Source organism: Sulfitobacter mediterraneus, from assembly GCF_003054325.1.
GTDB lineage: Bacteria > Pseudomonadota > Alphaproteobacteria > Rhodobacterales > Rhodobacteraceae > Sulfitobacter > Sulfitobacter mediterraneus.
This window is the reverse complement of record NZ_QBKU01000003.1, coordinates 68,175-88,796: the sequence shown is the minus strand read 5'-3', so window position 1 is coordinate 88,796 and position 20,622 is coordinate 68,175. Positions and strand designations below refer to the sequence as shown.

Sequence of the window (20,622 nt, the reverse complement as noted above, 5' to 3'; positions counted from 1 at the left end):
TCATGCGCTCTCATCAGAGGCAGGCAGTTCGGCCAGAACGGTTTCGCCCGCAATCATGGTTTGGCCAATACGGACCATCGGCTCCACCCCTTTGGGCAGATAGACATCCAGCCGCGAGCCAAAACGGATCAGGCCAAAGCGTTCGCCGCGCTGCAAGGTTGCGCCCGGCTCCACAAAACAGACGATGCGCCGCGCCACCAGACCGGCGATCTGCACCACGGCCAGTTCCTGTCCGTTGTCCATCTTGACGCAAAGGCTGTTGCGTTCATTGTCAACGCTGGCCTTGTCCAGAGAGGCGTTGAAAAACTTGCCGGGGCGATAGCTGACCGCGCGGATTTCGCCCGAGACCGGCGTGCGGTTCACATGGCAATTGAACACATTCATGAATACGCTCACACGGGTCAGCGCCTCATCCGGCATGCCCAGTTCGGCGGGCGGCACCGCAGGTTCAATCAGGGAAATCACCCCATCGGCGGGGCTGATGATCAGTCCGGGCCGGTCCGGTGTGACCCGCTCAGGGTCGCGAAAGAAATAGTAGCACCACACCGTCAGGCCAACGCCGATCCAGCCCAGAAAGGTTGAGATCAGGAACAGGACCAAAGTGACAGCCGCAAAAATGGCAACAAATTTAATGCCTTCAGGGTGCATTGGTTTGATGAAGGTGCCCATCATTTGCATGGTGTCTTTTCCTTGTGGCAGGTACCGCATCTCTCATAAGGCGATTGGGCAAGAGTGCAAGGGTATTCACATCTCTTCAAGGCCGCCTCAGCATGCTGTTCTGCAGCACCAAGCAGCACGGGCAGTCCAGTCCGCCCTGCACAGGGGCGCCGCTGGCCCGCTCTATGGCGCAGGGTACTGTGCCGTGCCTAACCCACTTCGATCGGCAAAGTTTCATCGGGGCCCCATTCGCTCATCGAGTTTTCGTAGACCGCAACTTTGTCGTACCCCAGCTGATGCAGCCAGAATGCGTCGACGGTCGCAAAGATCCCGCCACCGCAATAAGTCACATGGGTTGAGGCGTTCTTGGTCCCGGCCTGTTCGAAGATCTTTGCGATCTTTGCGGCAGGCAGGAAGGCATTGGTCTGGGGGTCTACCAGTTCGATTTGGGGGATATTGATGCTGCCGGGAATGCGCCCCGGCCGCCCATAGCGCGCTGTCTGACCAGAAAAAACATCGCGTCCAAGAGCATTCACAAGGCAAACCTCCGGATCACCAAGGCAGGCCAGTACATCGTCTTTCGACACAAAAACCTCTGGCCTCGGGTTCGGGGTCAATTGCCCCACTGGATAGCTGTCAGGTTCTTTGGACAGTGGCCGCTCCTCCGCCACCCATTTATCAAAGCCGCCATCAAGAATAGAAACATTGTCAAAACCAAGCCATCGCAGCATCCACCAAAACCGCGTGGCCCAAGACATGCTTCTGCGGCTGTAAAGAATGACCTGCGATTGGTCATCAACACCTGCCTTTTCAAACGCGGCCGCCACCACAGCCGGATCCGCCAGGGTCATCCCAAAGGGGCTGTCGCTGCGCGAAAAATCCCGCTGAAGGTCAAAATAGCTTGCGCCCGGGATGTGGCCCGCCTCATGTTCTGCCGCACAACTGATCACCCGATAAGGCCGCTCTCCTCCTTCTTCGAATTGCAAAACAGTTGAACAATCGAACAGCCTAAGATTGGGATCCCGCAGTCGGTGTTGGAGCGACGAAGTGTCAACCAAAGCGTTGGGGTTTCTGAGGCTTGCATAAGTCATTCTTCGGTCCTCCGCTGGTTCTGCCTTACCGGTGTCGCCGGTCAACGAGATCGTTACACTTGCTGCAAAGCCAAGGGGTTTTGCCGCGTTTGCGCATTGCCCCGCCGCCCATTCATCAGTGCGATCTGCGGTTTTCCAAAAGCGACCGGAACACTCCGCGACCTTGGCCGGTGCGCCGCCTCCATAGGAGATGCGCACAATCACAATTTCGCCTCGCCACAGACAGCGGTTCTGCGTTGTTTGGCGGCCTCGTGCCATGGCAGAATAGCATAATTTCGCGCCAACGTCAGAACCGCGCTTTTCTTGCAGGGCGTTGACCCTGATAAAATGCTGAGTCTGAGCAGGGCACGTCCTGCCTTGCCCTCTGCCGCTGCGCCGTGCATCCCTAAGGCCGCAAACACAACGGAGACTCTGTGGAAACCGAATTTGCCATCATAGGCGGCGGAATTGTCGGGCTGTCATTGGCCTACGGCCTGCTGAGGCGCGGCAAGACGGTTTGCGTTCTCGATGAAGGCGACGGGGCCTTTCGCGCCTCTCGGGGCAATTTTGGTTTGGTCTGGGTGCAAAGCAAAGGTTTGCACCAACCGGCATATGCGCAATGGACACGCGCCTCTGCACGGGCGTACCGGGGTTTTTCGGATGAGATCAAGACAATCTCTGGTTCGCCGCTGAACCTGCAACAGGATGGCGGCTATATCATCCACATGAGCGAAGACAGCCTTGATGCGGATCGCAAGCTTTATGAAGGGCTGCGCAGCCGATTGGGGGGTGATTATCCGTTTGAGGTGATGGGGCACAATGCGCTGAAAACCGAAGAGCCCAACATCGGGCCGAAGGTTGCCGGGGCGCTCTATTGCAAGGAAGACGGGCATGTGAACCCCTTGCGATTGTTGCGCGGTCTCACGGTCGCGGTGCGCCATTTGGGCGGCACACTGCGGACCGGCCACAAGGTGACAGATATCACACCGCAGGGCGCAGAGTTTTCCATTACCGCCGAGGATGCCGCGCCGATAACCGCAAAGAAGGTCGTGCTGGCCGCCGGATTGGGCGCAATGTCGCTGGGGCCAAAGCTGGGGTTCAAGGCCCCGATCCGCCCGCAACAGGGCCAGATCATCATCACCGAAAAACTGCCCAAGCTGATGAACCGTCCCAATGTCGAGGTGCGGCAGGTCGATGAGGGCGGCATCCAGATCGGCGCCAGCAGTGCCGAGGTTGGGCTGAATGATCGCGAAGATGTGGCAACGATTGCCGGTTTGGCGGCCCATGCGGTGGATATGTTCCCCAAACTGGCCCGCGCCAAAATGCTGCGCAGTTGGGCGGCGTTGCGGATCATGTCGCCGGATGGTTTGCCGATTTACCAACGCTCGGCCCGGCACCCCGGCGCCTATTTTGTCACCTGTCACAGTGGCATCACGCTGGCGGCGGCCCATGCGGGGGTTTTGGGCGATTGGCTGACAGATGCGGCGGAGCAGCCTGACGTGTCGGCCTTTGGCGAGGATCGGTTTGATGTTTGAACGGATAGGCCATAGCGCCACAGCTCAGGTGCGGTTCACCTTCAATGGTGAGACCGTCATTGGCAACGCCGGTGACAGCCTCGCCGCCGCTTTGCTGGCTGCAGGCCACAAGGTGTTTCGCGACACCCCGACAACCGCCGCGCCGCGCGGACCTTTTTGCATGATGGGCAGTTGTTTTGATTGTCTGGTCGTGGTGGATGGTGAAACGGTGCAGGCCTGCCAGACCCCCGCTCAAGTCGGTCTCGTGGTGACATCCCCGCCCGTTCCGAGGGCGCAGCCATGACCCGCCCCGATTTGATCGTCATCGGTGCTGGCCCTGCGGGTATGGCCGGTGCCACGATGGCCGCGCAGCAAGGCATGTCTGTGCTGGTGCTGGACGAACAACCCGCGCCGGGCGGTCAGATTTTCCGCAATCTGGGGGCTTCGAGCACCCAGCAACGGCAAATGCTGGGGCCGGACTACACGGCGGGACAGATGTTGCTTGACGGGCTGGCCGCCGCACCGCTGACCCTGATCTCGGGCGCGGTGGTTTGGGATGTGGATCAAGAGCGCACGGTCACCTATTCGAAAGATGGCAAAGCCTATCGCGTCAAAGCGAATTATTTGTTGCTCAGCACGGGCGCGATGGAACGGCCTGTGCCGCTGCCCGGCTGGACCTTGCCGGGGGTGATGACCGCAGGTGCGGCGCAGATCTTGATGAAAACCAGCGGACTACTGGCCAAAGACGCTGTCTTGGCAGGGTCCGGTCCACTGCTATACCTTGTTGCGGTGCAGATGCTGCGGGCGGGCACCCCGCCCAAAGCCTTGGTTGAAACCCAGACACCCGCAAACTATCGCGCCGTATTGCACCATGCGGGCGGGGCATTGCGAGGGTGGAAGGCCTTGGCGAAAGGGGCGCGGATGCTGCGCGAGCTGCGCCGCGCCAGTGCACCGCGCTACACGGCGGCCCGCGATCTTGCCATCACGGGGGACACTGCGGCCAGCGGGCTGCGGTTTACGGCGAAGGGGCAAGTCCATCATCTGGAATGCGCAACCGTGCTGTTGCATCAAGGGGTGGTGCCCAACACCCAGATCACCCGCGCCTTGCGTCTGGATCATCAATGGCATGCGGGGCAGCGTTGTTTCCATCCGGTTCTGTCACCATGGGGGCAAAGCAGCCATTCGCAGATCTACGTCGCCGGTGACGGCGCTGCAATTGCCGGGGCCAAGGCGGCAGAACACGCGGGCCAATGCGCGGCAGCCGATATCCTGCGCTGCGCAGGCCGGATCACCGCCGCCCAGCGTGATACACTTGCGGCCTCCGCCAAACGAAACCTCGCGGGCGAACAGGCGCTGCGCCCGTTTCTGGATGCGCTATATGCCCCGCCTGCCGCGATTTTACGCCCCCCCGATGCCGTGACCGTCTGCCGCTGCGAAGAGGTGAGTGCAGGCGACATTCGCGCCTATGCCCGCCTTGGCTGCAAAGGGCCAAGCCAAACCAAGGCCTTTGGCCGTGCGGGAATGGGCCCCTGTCAGGGGCGCACCTGCGGATTGACGGTGACCGAGGTTTTGGCGCAAGCCACCGGCCTATCGCCGCAAGACACCGGATATTTCAAGATCCGCGCCCCGCTGAAACCCGTCACATTGGGCGAAGTTGCCGCCCTGCACAGCCCCGCCCCCCAACAGCCAGAAGGACAAGACCCATGATCACCCGCAGCCACACCGCCCAGCGCATGAGCAAGATCACGATCCACAATGAAACGGTCTATCTGTGTGGTCAGGTTGGCGGGGCCGAAGGTGATGTCGCGGACCAGACCCGCGAATGCCTGCGCCGGGTCGAGGGCTTGCTGGCCGAAGCCGGATCAAGCCCCGCGCATATCCTTCAGGCGGTGATCTGGCTGGCGGATATGTCTGATTTTACGGCGATGAATGCCGTGTGGGATGATTGGGTGCCCGCAGGCGCGGCCCCTGCCCGCGCCTGCGGTGAGGCGGCTCTGGCGCGACCAGAACTAAAGGTCGAGATCATTATCACGGCGGCAGTGGCCTAACCGAACGCACCGCTTTCCGGCTCATCAACCCGCGTTGTCATCCGGGACCAACATGCACAGCTGTGCGATCCTGACTTCGGCTGTTTGGAAATCTTGCGCCGCATTGGCGATCCCCTGACTGGCCGAAAGCAACAGCGCGGCCAGTTCCTGAGGATTGCCTGCAACTTGGCCCAAGACGTTTGCCAAAGCGGCCTCAATGACCCGGTCCGTCTCGCCAAACTGATCAGACCGCAACCGGGTTTTGGCGGCAAACAATTCGGCCGCATGGGGCGATTGGCGCACCAGATCATGCACAATTCGGTGTTTGTCCGTCAGGGCGGCCGCCACCCGTTGCCGCGCTGTGCCAATGCCCTCTGCCAATACCGCTTCGACCGCGCCGATCAAACGCGCCGCTACATGATCGGCCACAGCGGCAAAGACCGCGTCCTTATCGGGAAAATAGCTATAGAGCGTCGCTTTGGAGACCCCCACCGCTTGCGCCAATCCCTCCATCGAGGCGGCGCGAAAGCCCGATTGCACAAACGCCTGCTGGGCCAGTGCAACAATGCGGTCACGGCGACCAGACCGGAGGGGGCTGAGGGGTTCTGTCATAAAGGCTGTTCCATCTGTTAATTTATACACTATGATCATTCATCGTTCAATTCGCTTTGATTCTCTTTACTGAGAAAGGTGAAAGCTGCCATGAAAATCATCAAATGGGCCCTCATGGGCCTTACCGGAATGGTCATCGTCACCTTGCTGGCGATAAAGTTGATCTATGGCTTGGGCAGGCCCTATCCGGATGTATCAACGCCGCCACTGCGCAGTGATGCGGAGCCTGCGATAACCCTGCCCTTGCCGCCCGGTATGGTCGCTGCAGGGCCACAAGGCCGGATCTTTTTCACCTACCATCCATTTCACCGCCCCCAAGACCACGCGGAGCATCTGGTCTTTGAATGGACCTCCAGCGGCGCGGTGCCATTGGCGCCCGATCTTGCTGCGCAGCTCCATGGTGTGTTTGGCATCACCGTGGACCGGCAAAACCGGCTTTGGGCGGTGCGCCCCGGCGCGATGGAAGGCCGCCCCACGCAGGTGTTGGCCATCGACATCGACAGCGGCAAATTGGCCTTTGAACACACACTCCCCGATGGCGTGGGCGGATTTGCACAGGATTTACGGGTCTCCGCCGATGGCCGATATGTCTATCTGGCCGACACCGGGCTGCTGCGGTTCACAGATGCGGCGCTGCTGGTACTCGACACCCAAACCAACGAGGTTCGCGAGGTGCTGGTGGGGCATGAAACAACCGCGCCGCAAAACTGGGTCATGCGGCGCACCGATGGCAGCGCCTATCGTCTTGGCTATGGTTTGATCAGCTTTCAGGTGGGCGTCGATGGATTGGAGCTGTCCAAAGACGGCAAGTGGCTGATCTATGCGGCAATGAGCCATGACAGCGTCTACCGGGTGCCAACCGCACTGTTGACCAACTTTGACAGCCAACCGGAAGACATTGAAAACGCCATTGAAACGCTTGGCCCCGCCCCGATGAGCGACGGCATCGCGCTGACCTCGGCGGGGGCGGTGATCCTGACCGATGTGGAAAATGGTGGTCTCGCGGTTCTTGAGGACGGCAAGCTGCAAACGCTTGTGGCTTTGGAAGGCGTCGATTGGGCCGACAGCGTGACCCTGGCCCCCAATGGTGACATCTGGTTCACCGACAGCAGGCTGACCGATCTGCTTGATCCATTTGGCAATCCCGCCTCGGCAGAGGTTATGCAGCAATCAGCGCCCTATGCGATCTACCGTATTCCAGCGAACCGTTTGGCCGAATGATCACACATCGCCACACGGTTCCAGCCCAGCGCAACCTGTGCTTGAAAGGTGATCCGATGCGGCATTTGCGATGTTAATCAATGATTGCAGATCAAAGACTTGCTGCTAAGGTTCCCCGGCTAGAGGGGGATTTTGGTGCAGGACAGAGCAAAACGCGTTTCCATTTTCGGCGGCGGTTGCGCAGGCATTGCGGCCGCATTTGAGCTGACACGCCCCGAACATGGCGGCGCGTTTGATGTCACGATCTATCAGATGGGTTGGCGGCTGGGTGGCAAGGGCGCCTCTGGCCGAGATGCCGCCACAGGCCGGATCGAGGAACACGGGCTGCATCTGTGGATGGGGTTTTATGAAAACGCCTTCCGCTTTATGCGCGATTGTTACGATGAACTGGACCGTCCCGAAGGCCATCCAATGCGCCGCTTTGAGGATGCGTTCAAACCGGACAATTATGTGGGCGTCACCGAAAAGGGGCTGGATGGGCAATGGTCGAATTGGTCGGCTTACTTTCCCCCTGCGGCGGGCCAACCGGGCGATCCTTTTGCCGTGCGCAATCCGTTTTCCGTCAAAGGCTATCTGACCCAATGCCTGCATCTGCTCCGCACCCTGCTGCTGAGCGTTCAGGACAAGGGCCATCTGCCCAGCGCTGAAGGCAGTCCGGCCTCGCTGACCGGGGCGGCGGCGTCCTTGATCACCTCGCTGTTGTCCACGGTACGTTCTGATCTGACCGGCACCGCAAAACGTGCGGCGCGATACGGGCAATTGGCGCTGGGGGCGTTGATCCTTGAGGCGATTTCGGTCCTGCAAGGATTGATCGACGGGGTGACCCGCAATAGCGATGCGGCCAAGCCTGCGGGGGTGTTGGATCAACTGTCCGGCGCGATCCGCTATCAGTTTGAACTGTTGCTGGCCACCGACCCCGAGGTGCGGCGGATCTGGGAAATTGTCGACACTGTGCTGGCGATCATCCGCGGCTGTCTGCGTGAGGGCGTGCTGTTCTCGCCGCAGGGGTTTGACCTTTTGGATAAATACGACTGGCGCGAATGGCTCAAATCCCACGGTGCTGCGCAAGCGACCATCGACAGCGCCTTTATCCGCGGGTCATACGATCTGTTGTTTGCCTATGAGGACGGTGACATCAGCAAGCCGCAACTGGCCGCCGGCCAAGCGTTGCGCGGGGCGATGCGGATGTTTTTCACCTATCGCGGGGCACTGTTTTGGAAGATGCAAGCGGGCATGGGGGATGTGGTCTTTGCCCCCGCCTATGAAGTGCTCAAGGCACGCGGCGTCAAGTTTGAGTTCTTTCACAGGCTAGATGATATTCATCTGTCAGACGACAAGACCCATGTTGAGACATTGGACGTGACCGTGCAGGCCGAGGTCAAAGAAGACGGCACCTACGATCCCTTGGTGGATGTCAAAGGCCTGCCCTGCTGGCCCTCTCTGCCCAACTATGATCAGCTCAAATACGGCAGGCAATTGGCCAAGGCCGGTTGGAACCCTGAAGAGGCGGATGATGACCGCACCGCCGATATCAAGGCACTAAAAGTGGGGGAAGATTTCGATTTTGCCGTTCTGGCGGTTGGCTTTGGCGCGGTGCCGGGGCTGTGCGGCGAGTTGATCGCGGCGGACCCGAAATGGAAACGTATGACCGAAGAGGTCAAAACCGTTGCCACACAGGCGTTTCAGGTCTGGCTGACGAAGAATGTCGATGATCTGGGCTGGGACGAGCCGCCGATCAACATCTCCGGCTATGTGGAGCCGTTTGACACATGGGCCGACATGCGCCAGTTGATCAAGGTCGAGGATTGGCAGGACGATCCCAAATCCATCGCTTATTTCTGTTCGGTCTTGCCGGACACCCAGACCGGCGAGAATGCCCATGAAATCGTCCGGCAAAGCGCAATCACCTTTTTGAACCGCGATGTGGCGCATTTCTGGCCCGGCGCGGTGAACGAGGATGGTTTTGACTGGGATCTTCTGGCTGGAGCAGAGGGCAGCGGCGAGGCGCGGTTTGACAGCCAGTTCTGGACCGCCAACACCGCCCCCACCGAACGCTATGTGCTGTCCCTGCCCGGCAGTCTGGAACATCGGATTTCGCCGCTCGACAACCGGTTCGACAATTTCACCATTGCGGGCGACTGGACGGGTTGCGGCCATCAGGCGGGCTGTGTCGAGGCGGCGGTGATGTCGGGCCTGTTGGCGGCATCGGCCCTGTCGGGGGCCCCGCAACTGAGCCACATTATCGGATATGATCACCCATGACCCAGACCCGTTTGCGCCGCCCTGTTCCTGAACGCACCACCCCAAAGCGCGGTGTTTTGGGGGCCTTTGGGCAAAAGGAATGGGGGCAGAATGGGCAGATCGCGCCGGAGTGGGGCGCACAGCCTACAGGGCATCCTTTGGGGCTTGGTGGCGCGGAGACAGACACGCCATTTGATTTTCTGGATGATCAAGTGCGCGAGGCGGCGCAGGTTGTCGATTTGCATATTCAGGGCGAGGCCGCCGATCAGCCGGACACCGGCCTGTGGGGCGCTTTGTCTGCGGGCTATGGCGGGCTGAGCGGGGCGGATCTGTCCGCACTGGCCACACAGGTAACGCGCACCTATGCGGATGTTGCCGCGCAATGGGTTGATCTGGCTGGCACGTTGAAAGATTACTTGACCCGCGCTGCGGCAGCCCCGGCCCCAGCAGCCCCGCAGGGCGCGCATCATGCCGCGCCCGCGCTCAGCCTGCGGGCGGCCTGCCCTGTTGAGGTGCGCATCGAGATGTTCCGCCCTGCTATGGCACTGTCGGCACAGCCATTGGGGTCCGATGATCCGGCACAGCCTGCGCGGATCACCGAAGTGTCCGTGACCCATAACCGTTTGTGCATCAGCGTTCCCCATGATCAGCCGCCCGGCACCTACTATGGTTTGTTGATTGAGGACGGCCAAGGCCCGGCGGGTGTTGTCACTCTGGATGTGCTGGCCGAGGGTTCCATATGAACGCAAGCGGGATTGATACGGTCACCCCTCTGCTTGAGGAATACGGCGCATTGACCCGCGCAGCGATGGACGCGTATTTGCCCAAGCGTGAACCGCGCGCATACCTTTATGATCCGCTTGCGGATTACCCGACGCGGGGTGGCAAGATGATGCGCCCCGCCCTTTGTATCGCCACCGCCTGTGCCTTTGGTGCCGCGCCAGACCGCGCGGCCAAAGCCGCCGCCGCGATCGAGATGCTGCACAATGCCCTGCTCATCCACGATGATATCGAGGATGAAAGCGAAGAACGCCGCGGCAAACCAACCTTGCATATGCTGCATGGCACACCCATTGCGCTGAATGCAGGGGATGCGCTGGCGATGTTGTCTTTGCGCCCGATGCTGGACAATGCGCGGATGCTGCCGCCGCCCGTCGCGCTGAACCTGTTGCACGACATGGAACGTATGGCGCGGTTTTCGGCCGAGGGACAGGCGATGGAACTGGGCTGGCGGGCCAATCCGGACGTCTCCGTCACCCGCAACGACTATCTGCAAATGGTGCTGAAAAAGACCTGCTGGCTGGCGGCGATCTTTCCCTGCCGTGTCGGTGCGATGCTGGGCAAGGCCAATGGCGGGCAAGTGACGCAAGATGCGTTCATCCGCTTTGGCTATTTCTTTGGGGCGGCGTTCCAGATCCATGACGATGTGCTGAACCTCAAGGGCGGCAAGGTCTATGGCAAGGAAAGCTGTGGTGATCTGTGGGAGGCCAAGCGCACGCTGATGCTGATCGACATCGCCGGGCAGCTGACCGGCACCGACAAGGCCCGCTTTGACCGATTTATGGCGCAGCCCCGCGAGGAACGCGATCAGGCGGATGTGGAATGGTTGCTGGCACGCATGCAGGACAGCGGGGCAATCGACCGCGCCTTTACCTTTTCCCAAAGCATGGCGGGTGCCGCCATCCATGAGTTTGGCCGCCTGTTCGAGGCAGTGCCGGACAGCCGGGACAAGACCTTTATCCGCGATCTGGTCACATGGACGTTTCGGCGTGACCACTAGCTGTGTAGACTGCCCCGCAGGGAGGCCCCAATCATGACAACGGCAAACGCACTGGCCGCTTTCCTGACCCAACACGGGCTGGAGCAATATGCACAGGTGATGCGCGATCAGGATCTCACCCTTGATGATCTGCGCGACCTGACCGAGGCGGACCTGCGCGAGCTGGGTCTGACCATCGGGCACCGCAAACAATTGCGCCGCGCCTTGGACACTGCCCCCGACGAGGCGCTTGCGCAGCGCCGTCAGGTGACGATCTTCTTTTGCGATCTTGTTGGATCGACCCAGATTTCCGCCCGCTATGACGCCGAAGATATGTCGGACATTCTGGAGCGTTATCACGCCCATGCCGCATCGGTGATCCGGTCCTGGGGCGGCATGCCGCTGGGCACGCAGGGCGATGGCGTGGTGGCCTGTTTCGGCTATCCCAAAGCCTCTGAAAACGATGCGGAGCGGGCCGTTTCCGCGGCGCTGGAAATCTCGCAATCCTTGCAGGAGTTGCAGTTTGGCGATGGCTTGATCCTGAACAGCCGCATCGGGCTGGAGACCGGGCGGGTTTTTGTGCGTGGGCCGGTGTCAGATTCAAGTGCGCTGGTCGGGGACACGCTGAACACGGCGGCGCGTCTGCAGGACGAGGCCCCCGCCAACACGGTGGTGGTTGGCAAGAACACCCACAGTCTGATCCGCAATCTGGCCGATCTGGACAATCTGGGTGACCGCCATCTGCGCGGTTTTGATCAGCCCGTGACAATCTGGCAGGTCAACGGGATGCGCGATGTGTCCGAGCGGGACAATGCACAAGACAACGGCGTGATTGACCTGCTGGGCCGTGAAGCGGATTTTGACCAATTGCGCGGGCTTTGGGACAGCGCCAAAGGCGGCGCGGGGCAGGTCTTGATGTTATCGGGGGGCGCGGGCATCGGGAAATCAACCCTGCTCAAGGCATTTCGCCGCCATGTACGGGCCGAAGGGGCACAGACCTTTCGCTATTTCTGTGCACCGGGGTATGAAAACAGTGCGCTGTATCCCATTCGGGCCCAGCTTGCGCATCTGACCGGCCTGCGCGGCCCAATAGATGCCGAAGACATCGCGCCCAAGATCATGGCCCGTGTGGGCGATGACCCAACGGCTGTGCGGCTGGTGGCCGACCTTCTGGCGCTGGACCCCGGCGAGGCCCTGCCGCCGCTGGACATGACCGCGATTGAGCAAAAGCAGGCCACCTACGGGTTCTTGATGCAGGTGGTGGCGCAGGAGGCCAGCAAGGCCCCCCTGTTGATGGTGGTGGAAGATGCCCATTGGGCCGACCCCTCGACGCTGGAGCTGCTTCATGTGATTGTCGAACAGGTCATCGCGCCGCTGCCGATCCTGTTGATTGTCACCCAGCGCCCCGAAGGCGAAGTGACACTGGCCCCTGCCGCCCATGTGTCCACGCTGGCGCTGGACCGGCTTGACCGCACAGAAAGCCTGAAACTGATCGCCGCTGTGATGGGGAACAGCCCCTGCCCGCCCGAAATCCTGCACAAGATCCTTGAGGCCTCCGATGGTATCCCGCTTTACCTCGAAGAGCTGAGCCGTTCAGTCATGGACCACCCCGGCAGCGCCAGCGGGAATTTTGCCGATGTCGATGTGCCCATCACCCTCGAAGACAGTCTGATGGCGCGGATTGACCGGTTGCCGCAGGGCAAATCCGTGGTGCAAACCGCCGCCGTCTTTGGCCGCCGCTTTGCCACGCCGACGCTGCGCACGGTGCTTGAGATGGACGAAGCACCCTTTGCCAGCGCCCTTGTAGAGCCGGTCAAAGCGCGGATCTTGCTGCCCGAGAAAGACGCTCAATCCCAGACCATGCAGTTCCGCCACGCGCTGGTGCAACAGGCCGCCTATGGACGGCTGGCCCGCAAACAACGCCAGCAATTGCATGCAAAGATCGTTGCCTTGCTGCTGGAACATCAACCGACACTGGCTGAAACCGAGCCGGAAACGTTGGCGCGGCATCACGCCGGCGCCAAACAATACGGCGAGGCGATCAATTTCCTGATTCTGGCGGGTAAGAAAGCCGCCGCACGGGCAGCGCAGGTGGAGGCAACCAATCACTACCTCACGGCACTGGATCACCTTGAACATCTACCTGAGGGACGCGCCCGCGATGAACAAGAGGTGCTGTTAAGGGCGCTTTTGGGGGCCGCGCTGATGGCCACACGCGGCTTTGCCGCGCCTGAGGTCTATGATGCCTTTGCCCGCGCCCGCGCCCTGTGTCTGAGCCTGGGCGACAATGTGATGTATTGTTCCTGCCTGTATGGGCTCTTTACAGTTGCTGCCTCCCGGTCTGACCGGGACGAGGCAATGGCGCTGGCCCGTGAGATGCTGGATGGTTTTGGCGAATGTCCAGTCCCCTCATGGGCGATTGCAGCACATTTTGCGATGGGGGTCGCGCAGACCTTTGCCGGAGAGCTGGACAATGCCGCCGGCAGTTTCGACGCTGCTCTGGCGCTCTACACACCAGAACAACACGGGCCACTGGTGGAACAATTTGGTGATGATCTTGCTGAATTTTCAATGTGTTACATGGTCTGGATTCACACCATGCGCGGCGAGATAGATCAATCGCGAGATCTGATCGCAAAAGCCATTGAAATGGCGAGTGAGCTGAACAACAAAAACGCCCTCACGCGAAGCACCTCGTTCCAGATGGGCCGCATGATGGAGATGGGCCTGCTTGACGAAGTGGCCAAGACAGCACCGCGTGTGATCGAAATCTCGACCTTGCAGGGCTATCCCTATTGGGCCTGTGCGGGCCGTATCGGGCTTGGCTTTACCATGGCCAGTGGCGGCGATGAGGCGGGTCTGCCCCATATCGCCGAGAGCCTCGCGTTCTTTGACATGATTGGACAGCGCACGCCGCAGACCTATTGGCGCAGCTATCTGGTGGCCGCGTTGACAGCCCTTGGCCGCCCGGACGAGGCAGTGACCGCCGCAGACGAAGCGCTTGAAATGTCGCGCAGCGGGCTGGATTGTGCGTTTGAACCAAACTTGCTGTGGCGGCGCGGTCAGGCGTTGCGCAGCCTGGATCTAGCCGCCGCAGAGGCCAGCTTGCGGGAAGGCATGGCTGTGGGCGCAAAGATCGGATCACATTATTACGCCTTCCTTTGTGCCTTGGAATTGGCGGAACTGTTGATTGCCGATGGGCGCCGCGATGCAGAAAACGGGGCGCTGGCCGCCGCTATGGCGCGGATCAGCAGCAGCGAGCCGATCCCTGCCCTGACCCGCGCGGCGGAGGTTTTGCGCGATTTGTGATGCGGCTCGCCCCTCCGCGCTTGTTCTGGGCGGGACAGGCCATATCGGCGCAGCCATTGCGCGGCGCTTGGCCGAGGCCGGATATCGCGTCACCGCCACCGGGCGCAGCGACAAACCAAGGCCCAATCTGGCAGGCACAGAGGTGCGCATCGCCGTGGGGCAAGATGCTCTGCCAATGATTGCGGGTATGGCTCTGGTGGTCGATGCCGCAACGCCCTATCCGGTTGCCCTCCACGGGCGTGACACTGCGGGCCGGACCAAACAGGCGGTGCTGCGCAGCAAAGCGTTGCTGGACGCCGCCAAACAGGCCGATGCAGCGTTTGTTCATATCTCTTCCTTCACCACATTGCCGCGGCCAAACCCATCCGCCCTATCGCAGATCGGACAGGGTGTCCTGCGCGGAATGCACGATTATTTCGATGTCAAACAACGGGTTGAAGACAGCGTGCGGCGCGCCTTGAATCAAGGACTACGAGGCTGCATTTTAAATCCGGCAACCTGTTTTGGCCCCTATGATCTAAAGCCCAAAGAACAGGCCTTTGTCCCGATGTTGTTGGGCGGGCAAGTGCGCGGATTGGTGCGGCATGATTTGAATGTGGTGGATGTGCGCGATGTCGCGGACATTGTGCTGGCCTGTGCCGCGCAAGGGTTTCCCCATGTGCAGGTGCCGGTGTTTGGCCATACCGTTTCCCTGCGCGATCTGGCCACACAAATCTGCGCCATCACCGGTGCGGCCCCGCCCCGTTTGGAAGTGCCGTCCCTGATGGGATTGGCGGGCCTCTATTGGATGGAAACCGCCTTCGCCCTGACAGGGCGGCAAAGCCCTTGGCCAAGCTTGCCGATGATGTTGGTCAGCGCCAGCTATGCCGCAACGCCCACAGCGCAGCAGATTGACCTGCATCCCAACCTGCGCCCCTTACCGCTGACCTTGCAGGACGCGGTGCAATGGTATCAACAGGTCGGCGCGGTCTGAACAATCAATCGTTCGACGTATCCTCACCTGAAAACAAGGCCTTGAGCCGCCTGCGCAGATCCCCAGCCGGATCGGATACAGGTGACGGATAGGGCATGTCCGGCTCCAACTGCTCCATCATTTTCATATCGTCGTGGTTGGTCTGCGCCCGCGCAATGAATGGATCGAGATATTCGGCAACCCCCTGCATCTCTTCACTTTGCTCAAGGTCATCCTCGCCGCCCAGCGAAATCTCGACCTTTTGGCGCACCAGTTTGAGCGCCTCATGCACATCCAGCCAGTCCTGCGATGAAATCAGCGGCATCGCCCCTTCCATCATCCGCTCAAATACGGTTTTGCGGTAGGCCTGTTCGGTCAGCTTGAAAGGCTCGGGCAAATGCACATCGACAAATTGCACCACCACATCTTCGGTGGCCTTCATAATGCCTTCGATATCCTCGTCGCCCTTGATATCGCGCAGGGCCTCTTTGGCGGTCTTTTCGGTTTGCGACAACTGATCGTCATCGAGGTATGAATTGAGCGTTTCGGCAAGGGATACGATCGCCTTTTCAAAGGTCCATTCCTCGGGCTGGCTATGCTCTTCGGTGCGCATCAGAACGCCGGGGTAAAGCAGCGCAAACATGTGGATCGCCGATTTCAACTCAACCTTGAAAGCCATCGCCTCGCGTTCGCGTTTCTTAAGTTGGGCGCCATAGTGATCGCCTGATTGTGGCCAATAGCCTGCATGGCTTTGCTGCGCAGGGAACAGGGTTTCGGCGTAATGCGGCGGTGCGGAACAGACGGGCAAACAATAGTCCGGCTTGGCAAACTTGGGCAGGGCCGTGCCCCGCGCCAGCCCCCATTTGCGCGACAGCGCCTTGTCCAGAATGGTGGCCGGGCTAAAATATTCCAACGTTTCCGCCAGCGCCGATTGGGCAAAGCCGGTCTCGAACGGCACCATCTGCGCGTTCCATGCCGCCACGTCCAGACCGTCTGCCCGGCGCGGCGCATTCAGCCGCTCCGCATCGGTTAGAACCTTGACCCCTTCGGGATGGGACCGCTGGCGGATGAACACACTGCTGACATGGCCGCGCTGCACCCGCTTTTCGTACCACAAACGCAGGTATTTCTGCCCCACCCGGCCGGGCCGCTTTTCAGTGGTGATGCCGCTGCCGGGGACGTGGCGGGCATAGGCCAGCTCGATCTTTTCCTCCTTGCCGATGCTGTCCACGAAGGCCTCGATCTGGTCGATCTCGATCTTGCGCCATCCAAACATCTGTTCGGTGATGTCGACCTGATGCCAGCGCTCGCTGCCCACCCGCTCAAACAAAGTCACACCCGTGCCGCGCCGCAGATCGGCGTTCAATGAAAACGGGCGCACGGCCTCAAACACTTTGACCAGACGATCTTTGCCCGGATAGCTGAATTTGGGTTTCAGCCCCAGAATTTCGGTAATCGGCTGGGTCGGATAATCGGTGATAGATACATGAAGCGGCGCGTCTATCTCGCGGAAATCATTGAGTTTCAAAATCTGGTGCCGCCGCAGGATCAGGCCCTGATAACAGGCATTGTTGGTGTCGTGGCTGTCGCGGAATTGTTTGAGCGAAAATTGATTGAGCGCGTTGTCCCCGCCGAGGATCTTGAGCGCGAAGCCCTGAGCGGCACAGACGCCCTCGTCTATTCTCTCTTCAAGGTCGGGGTCCATATCTGGCCGCGACGACAGACCCGCCTCGCGGTATTTGGTGGCCAGATCATTGGCCAAGACCCCAAGCCAGCGATTGACGGATTCGTCCTGTGTTTCCTGCACCGCCGGATGATGCGGTTGGTGGGTTGTGACATCAACCAAGGTCCGGCCAACCGCCTGCGCCCCTGCCATCAGTTCTGGCAGAACCTGCGCCGACATGGTCAGGATCTCATGTTGGGTCTGTTCGGTGCCATAATCCCGGCTGAGCCATTCGTTTTCACTGGCGCGGATGGTGGACCCCATACTGGGAACGCCAAAGACCTCATTGGCGGTGATCGCCGTTTCCACATCATCCACATAGGTAAAGGCACTCACAAAGCCGGTGGTCAACAGCCGCTCGCGGCCCCGTTCCCCCTGTGCCCCCGGTTTATCCGTGGGATAGGCGCCGTCACGATGCCATTTGTAGCATTTGACCGGCACCAGCAGGCTCAGTTCCCGCGCCCGCCGTTTGGCCAGCGCCGACAACTCGGAATTCATCTGTTTGAAATCGCTGATTACCAGATAGACAAAATCACCCCAGGCCTCGAATTTCATACAATCCTGAACGCGCAAGTAATCGCGGACAAAGTTTTGCAACGTGGCCGCATCCGCCTTGAGTGGCAGCACCCGGACCGAGGCATCGGGCACCGAAAACGAACCGCCCACCGCCTCGCTTGCGCCGCGTGCGGTGTTGAAAAAGTTCATTGCACGGATGTAGTCAAAGCCCTGCCCGTCCTCAAATTCTTCGGGGCCATCTGTCCCGATGGGCGGCGCGTGATGGACATGTGCGGTTTGCTGGGGCGCAGTTTGATCGCCGGTCTGAGGTGTCTGCGGCGTTGGCCCTGCTTGCGGCTTTGCGGATTGTTTTTGCTCCTCGGCCCGCTTGGCCGCCGATGCAGCCCGCGCGACCTTTAGAACATCGCCCTCACGCCAGCCGCCCTCGCGCCCGCGCCAGATCAGGGTATCGGCCACGCCATAGGTCATATCGACCTTCATCCACAACGGCGCAACCGGCGACAGGGTATGCACAACACTGCCCCCTGCCTCGCGCTCTTCGCTGACCTCAAGGCCAAGGCTTTCGACAATCGGCAATCCGGCCAGATGATGCACATCAATACGGAAGCCGCCGTCCAGCTGGCCCATCAACATGTTCTGCGGCCCCAGAAAGCCGCCTTGTTTGAAGGCCTTGACCGGCATCCGCGCCGCCGTGAGGGCCTGATAACAAGTGGCGTGGGGGTTGGCCGCATCGCGGAACTGTTTGAAATTGATCGTGTTGGCGTACATGCGCGGAAACAGCGACCACAACGCATCCTTGATCCCCGGCATCCAATCCTTGGCGCTGCGCCATGCGCTCTGGCGTTCGGGGGACAGCTGCGCCTTGAGGGTGTCCATATCCATCATATCCGGCAGCACCGACGATCCGGTGATCCGGTCGCTGGCCATGCCGGCAAAGGTCTGCGCCAGATCGCGGCCCAAACGCATGAACCCTGCCGCCGAAGAGGACATTTGCCCCAATGGTTTCAGCACCGAATCCAGATTGGGCGGCATATCCAGCAACCCGGCGGTGCGATGCTGATAGACGCTCAGCAATGGCCGATATGCGCTGGTTTCTCCGGCATAGGCCTCTGCTGCGCCCTTGGTGGACACCTGAAACACCCGCCGCGCCCCATGGGGGTTATGGACCCACTCACTGACCGATGGATCCAGCCGCGCAAGCAGCTTGGGCCAGCCATAAACCTCGCGGCCGGTGCTCATCGACAATTCGTTGTCCACAAAGATAAACGGCGAAGAAAACGCCCAATCGTGGAACTGCGGGCCCGTTTCACCGCCATTCATCCAACGTAGCGGAATGCCAAAGGCGACCTCGCGCTGTGACACCCAGCCCATGTTGGCGGCCTCAAGCGACATACGACCGTAATCGAGGATGACCAGATAGACAAAAGGCACAAAGGGTTGGAACTGCACCAGATCAGGCGCTTGGTTCAGGTAGTTTCGGGTAAAATTCTCAAGGCTCGGCAGACTGGCCCGCAGCGGAAACACCGACATTGTGACATCAGAGAACGAAAACGGCGGCGACATTTGCAACGAACTGGCCGCGCCGCGCGCATTATTAAAGAGAACGTTCGACATTGCAGATGGCTCCGCCCTTGGCTTGACTGGCTCAAAGCCTAGGCTGGGGCTGCATTTCAGACAAGCATCATCAAGGCGCAAACCGGCAAGGCGAGCGGCAAGAACTTCAAATTTGACCTCCGAAACTTACCATTTGCAAAATCCGAGGCGCGTTTTGCAGGCGAAATGGCGATTTTTGTGACTTCCAACACAAAAAACATGCCGCGAGTAAATTTTTGAGTAACATCGTAAAGCTTTTTCACCTAACGTGAGGCAGGTAAATATTGAGGGGGCGCCGCAATGTCCGACACCAAGATCAAGAATATGGAAGAGTTTGCCCAGATCAGCGGGCTGTCGCGGCCAACGGTGTCCAAGTATTTCCACGACCCGAACAGTGTGCGGGCCAGCACCCGCCAGCGGATCGAAGATGCGCTTGTGGAATATGACTATCGGCCGAACATCTATGCGATGAATCAGAACCGCAAATTGACCAAGAACATTGGTATTGTGGTGCCCTATCTTGCCGATCCGTTTTTTGCCGAGATTGCCCGGAATATTGAGACCCGCTGCATCGTTGCGGGATATTCGCCGACACTGTTCAGCTCCCATGGCGACCCTGATCTGGAACGGCAGATCCTTGACAACCTACGGCTGCTCAAACCGGCGGGTGTGTTATTGGCCCCGCTTGGCCGCGCCTCGGATCGCAGCAACATCGAGGCGTTCTGCGACGAGGTTTTTACCGTTCTGTTCGACAGTAACCTTGAAGGGCTGGGCGAGGCATTTGTGGGATCTGACAACGCAAGCTTTGTTGAGCAAACTGTTGATTATCTTTGCAGAACGGGCGAGCCGCCCTGCTTTTTCGAGATGCGCAATCCCGCCAACCCCAACGCCAACAAACGCCGTGCGGCCTTTGTTAAAAACATGGAGGCGCTGGGGCATGAACCGCATGTTATTCGCGTCGAAGGCACCGGCTGGCAGTTTGAGGAGATCGGCAAACAGGGCGGTTTGCGTGTGCTTGAGGACAACAGCCTGCCCAGCAGCACCATCTTGTGCAGCAACGACCGGTTGGCGATCGGGTTTTTGTCTGCCTGCTATGAGAAAGGTCTGCGCGTCGGGCGCGGAGCCGGCTGCGCATTGCGGGTGGCCTCGCATGATGATCATCCGTTCTCGCGGTTCACTTGCCCGTCCCTCACCACGGCCGGTCATGACTATGACGGCGTGGCCAAAGGCAGTGTGGAGCGGCTTTTGAAGCTGATCGAAACCGGAGAGCGCTTCAAGGAACGGACCGATACACTGTGCGAGGCACAATTGGTGTTGAGGGCGTCGGCCTAATTGGTCGGAAAATTTACGCGCGTAAATTTTTTATTGACGCCCGTTGTTCAATCAGCTTAGTCTTTGCCCACACAACATCCAGCTTAGGGAGGATTC

The 20,622-nt window shown here is 60.0% G+C and carries 16 protein-coding genes; 11 read left to right on the top strand and 5 right to left on the bottom strand.

What is annotated here, in order from left to right:
* On the bottom strand, positions 1-678 hold the full coding sequence (locus tag C8N31_RS05645) for a phosphatidylserine decarboxylase (RefSeq protein ID WP_025048434.1): 678 nt from the start codon (positions 676-678) through the stop codon (positions 1-3).
* Positions 679-866: 188 nt separating this feature from the next.
* Positions 867-1,952: a sulfurtransferase gene (locus tag C8N31_RS05640; RefSeq protein WP_170116153.1), complete on the bottom strand. Its 1,086-nt coding sequence runs from the start codon at positions 1,950-1,952 to the stop codon at positions 867-869.
* A gap of 209 nt (positions 1,953-2,161) precedes the next feature.
* Between C8N31_RS05640 and C8N31_RS05635 the strand changes: the two genes are divergently transcribed.
* Genes C8N31_RS05635 through C8N31_RS05620 form a run of 4 tightly spaced genes read left to right on the top strand, consistent with a single transcriptional unit; the run spans position 2,162 to position 5,289 of the window.
* A complete protein-coding gene (locus tag C8N31_RS05635; RefSeq protein ID WP_025048436.1) occupies positions 2,162-3,262 on the top strand; it encodes an NAD(P)/FAD-dependent oxidoreductase in 1,101 nt (366 codons plus the stop codon).
* Positions 3,255-3,545 (top strand): (2Fe-2S)-binding protein, encoded by a 291-nt coding sequence (locus tag C8N31_RS05630; RefSeq protein ID WP_025048437.1) that lies wholly within the window; start codon positions 3,255-3,257, stop codon positions 3,543-3,545. Before C8N31_RS05635 ends, C8N31_RS05630 begins: the two co-directional genes overlap by 8 nt.
* A complete protein-coding gene (locus C8N31_RS05625) occupies positions 3,542-4,948 on the top strand; it encodes an FAD/NAD(P)-dependent oxidoreductase (protein WP_025048438.1) in 1,407 nt (468 codons plus the stop codon). The genes C8N31_RS05630 and C8N31_RS05625 overlap by 4 nt, the downstream gene beginning before the upstream one ends.
* Positions 4,945-5,289, top strand: a complete 345-nt coding sequence (locus C8N31_RS05620) for a RidA family protein (protein ID WP_081785683.1) — start codon at positions 4,945-4,947, stop codon at positions 5,287-5,289. The genes C8N31_RS05625 and C8N31_RS05620 overlap by 4 nt, the downstream gene beginning before the upstream one ends.
* Before the next feature lie 24 nt (positions 5,290-5,313).
* Here C8N31_RS05620 and C8N31_RS05615 read toward each other — a convergent pair whose 3' ends face one another.
* A complete protein-coding gene (locus C8N31_RS05615; RefSeq protein ID WP_025048440.1) occupies positions 5,314-5,880 on the bottom strand; it encodes a TetR/AcrR family transcriptional regulator in 567 nt (188 codons plus the stop codon).
* A gap of 90 nt (positions 5,881-5,970) precedes the next feature.
* On the opposite strand from C8N31_RS05615, the gene C8N31_RS05610 reads away from it, so the two are divergent.
* The 6 genes from C8N31_RS05610 to C8N31_RS05585 all read left to right on the top strand — a co-directional run bounded on the left by C8N31_RS05610 (position 5,971) and on the right by C8N31_RS05585 (position 15,383).
* Positions 5,971-7,101 (top strand): SMP-30/gluconolactonase/LRE family protein, encoded by a 1,131-nt coding sequence (locus C8N31_RS05610; RefSeq protein ID WP_025048441.1) that lies wholly within the window; start codon positions 5,971-5,973, stop codon positions 7,099-7,101.
* Positions 7,102-7,236: 135 nt separating this feature from the next.
* Positions 7,237-9,363 carry an NAD(P)-binding protein gene (locus C8N31_RS05605; protein WP_197021520.1) on the top strand — a complete coding sequence of 709 codons (2,127 nt, stop codon included), beginning with the start codon at positions 7,237-7,239 and terminating at the stop codon, positions 9,361-9,363.
* A complete protein-coding gene (locus tag C8N31_RS05600; protein ID WP_025048443.1) occupies positions 9,360-10,085 on the top strand; it encodes a hypothetical protein in 726 nt (241 codons plus the stop codon). The genes C8N31_RS05605 and C8N31_RS05600 overlap by 4 nt, the downstream gene beginning before the upstream one ends.
* The gene (locus C8N31_RS05595) at positions 10,082-11,122 is read left to right on the top strand and encodes a polyprenyl synthetase family protein (RefSeq protein ID WP_025048444.1); all 1,041 of its coding nucleotides are present in this window, start codon (positions 10,082-10,084) and stop codon (positions 11,120-11,122) included. The genes C8N31_RS05600 and C8N31_RS05595 overlap by 4 nt, the downstream gene beginning before the upstream one ends.
* A gap of 33 nt (positions 11,123-11,155) precedes the next feature.
* Entirely contained in the window at positions 11,156-14,410 is a 3,255-nt protein-coding gene (locus tag C8N31_RS05590; RefSeq protein ID WP_025048445.1) for an ATP-binding protein, read from the top strand.
* Entirely contained in the window at positions 14,403-15,383 is a 981-nt protein-coding gene (locus C8N31_RS05585; RefSeq protein WP_081785685.1) for an NAD-dependent epimerase/dehydratase family protein, read from the top strand. Before C8N31_RS05590 ends, C8N31_RS05585 begins: the two co-directional genes overlap by 8 nt.
* A gap of 4 nt (positions 15,384-15,387) precedes the next feature.
* On the opposite strand, the gene C8N31_RS05580 is transcribed toward C8N31_RS05585, so the two are convergent.
* Entirely contained in the window at positions 15,388-19,215 is a 3,828-nt protein-coding gene (locus tag C8N31_RS05580; protein ID WP_025048447.1) for an acetoacetate decarboxylase family protein, read from the bottom strand.
* A gap of 56 nt (positions 19,216-19,271) precedes the next feature.
* Positions 19,272-19,457: a hypothetical protein gene (locus C8N31_RS20300; protein ID WP_156026892.1), complete on the bottom strand. Its 186-nt coding sequence runs from the start codon at positions 19,455-19,457 to the stop codon at positions 19,272-19,274.
* A gap of 37 nt (positions 19,458-19,494) precedes the next feature.
* Between C8N31_RS20300 and C8N31_RS05575 the strand changes: the two genes are divergently transcribed.
* Complete coding sequence (locus C8N31_RS05575; RefSeq protein WP_025048448.1) at positions 19,495-20,526, top strand: LacI family DNA-binding transcriptional regulator; 1,032 nt, start codon at positions 19,495-19,497, stop codon at positions 20,524-20,526.
* Positions 20,527-20,622: the final 96 nt, after the last annotated feature.

Excerpts from the sequence above, each read along its gene's own strand:
- C8N31_RS05610 (WP_025048441.1), top strand. The coding sequence starts at position 5,971 with ATGAAAATCATCAAATGGGCCCTCATGGGCCTTACCGGAATGGTCATC.
- C8N31_RS05580 (WP_025048447.1), bottom strand. The coding sequence starts at position 19,215 with ATGTCGAACGTTCTCTTTAATAATGCGCGCGGCGCGGCCAGTTCGTTG.
- C8N31_RS05620 (WP_081785683.1), top strand. The coding sequence starts at position 4,945 with ATGATCACCCGCAGCCACACCGCCCAGCGCATGAGCAAGATCACGATC.
- C8N31_RS05630 (WP_025048437.1), top strand. The coding sequence starts at position 3,255 with ATGTTTGAACGGATAGGCCATAGCGCCACAGCTCAGGTGCGGTTCACC.
- C8N31_RS05645 (WP_025048434.1), bottom strand. The coding sequence starts at position 678 with ATGCAAATGATGGGCACCTTCATCAAACCAATGCACCCTGAAGGCATT.
- C8N31_RS05615 (WP_025048440.1), bottom strand. The coding sequence starts at position 5,880 with ATGACAGAACCCCTCAGCCCCCTCCGGTCTGGTCGCCGTGACCGCATT.
- C8N31_RS05575 (WP_025048448.1), top strand. The coding sequence starts at position 19,495 with ATGTCCGACACCAAGATCAAGAATATGGAAGAGTTTGCCCAGATCAGC.
- C8N31_RS05595 (WP_025048444.1), top strand. The coding sequence starts at position 10,082 with ATGAACGCAAGCGGGATTGATACGGTCACCCCTCTGCTTGAGGAATAC.
- C8N31_RS05600 (WP_025048443.1), top strand. The coding sequence starts at position 9,360 with ATGACCCAGACCCGTTTGCGCCGCCCTGTTCCTGAACGCACCACCCCA.
- C8N31_RS05590 (WP_025048445.1), top strand. The coding sequence starts at position 11,156 with ATGACAACGGCAAACGCACTGGCCGCTTTCCTGACCCAACACGGGCTG.
- C8N31_RS05625 (WP_025048438.1), top strand. The coding sequence starts at position 3,542 with ATGACCCGCCCCGATTTGATCGTCATCGGTGCTGGCCCTGCGGGTATG.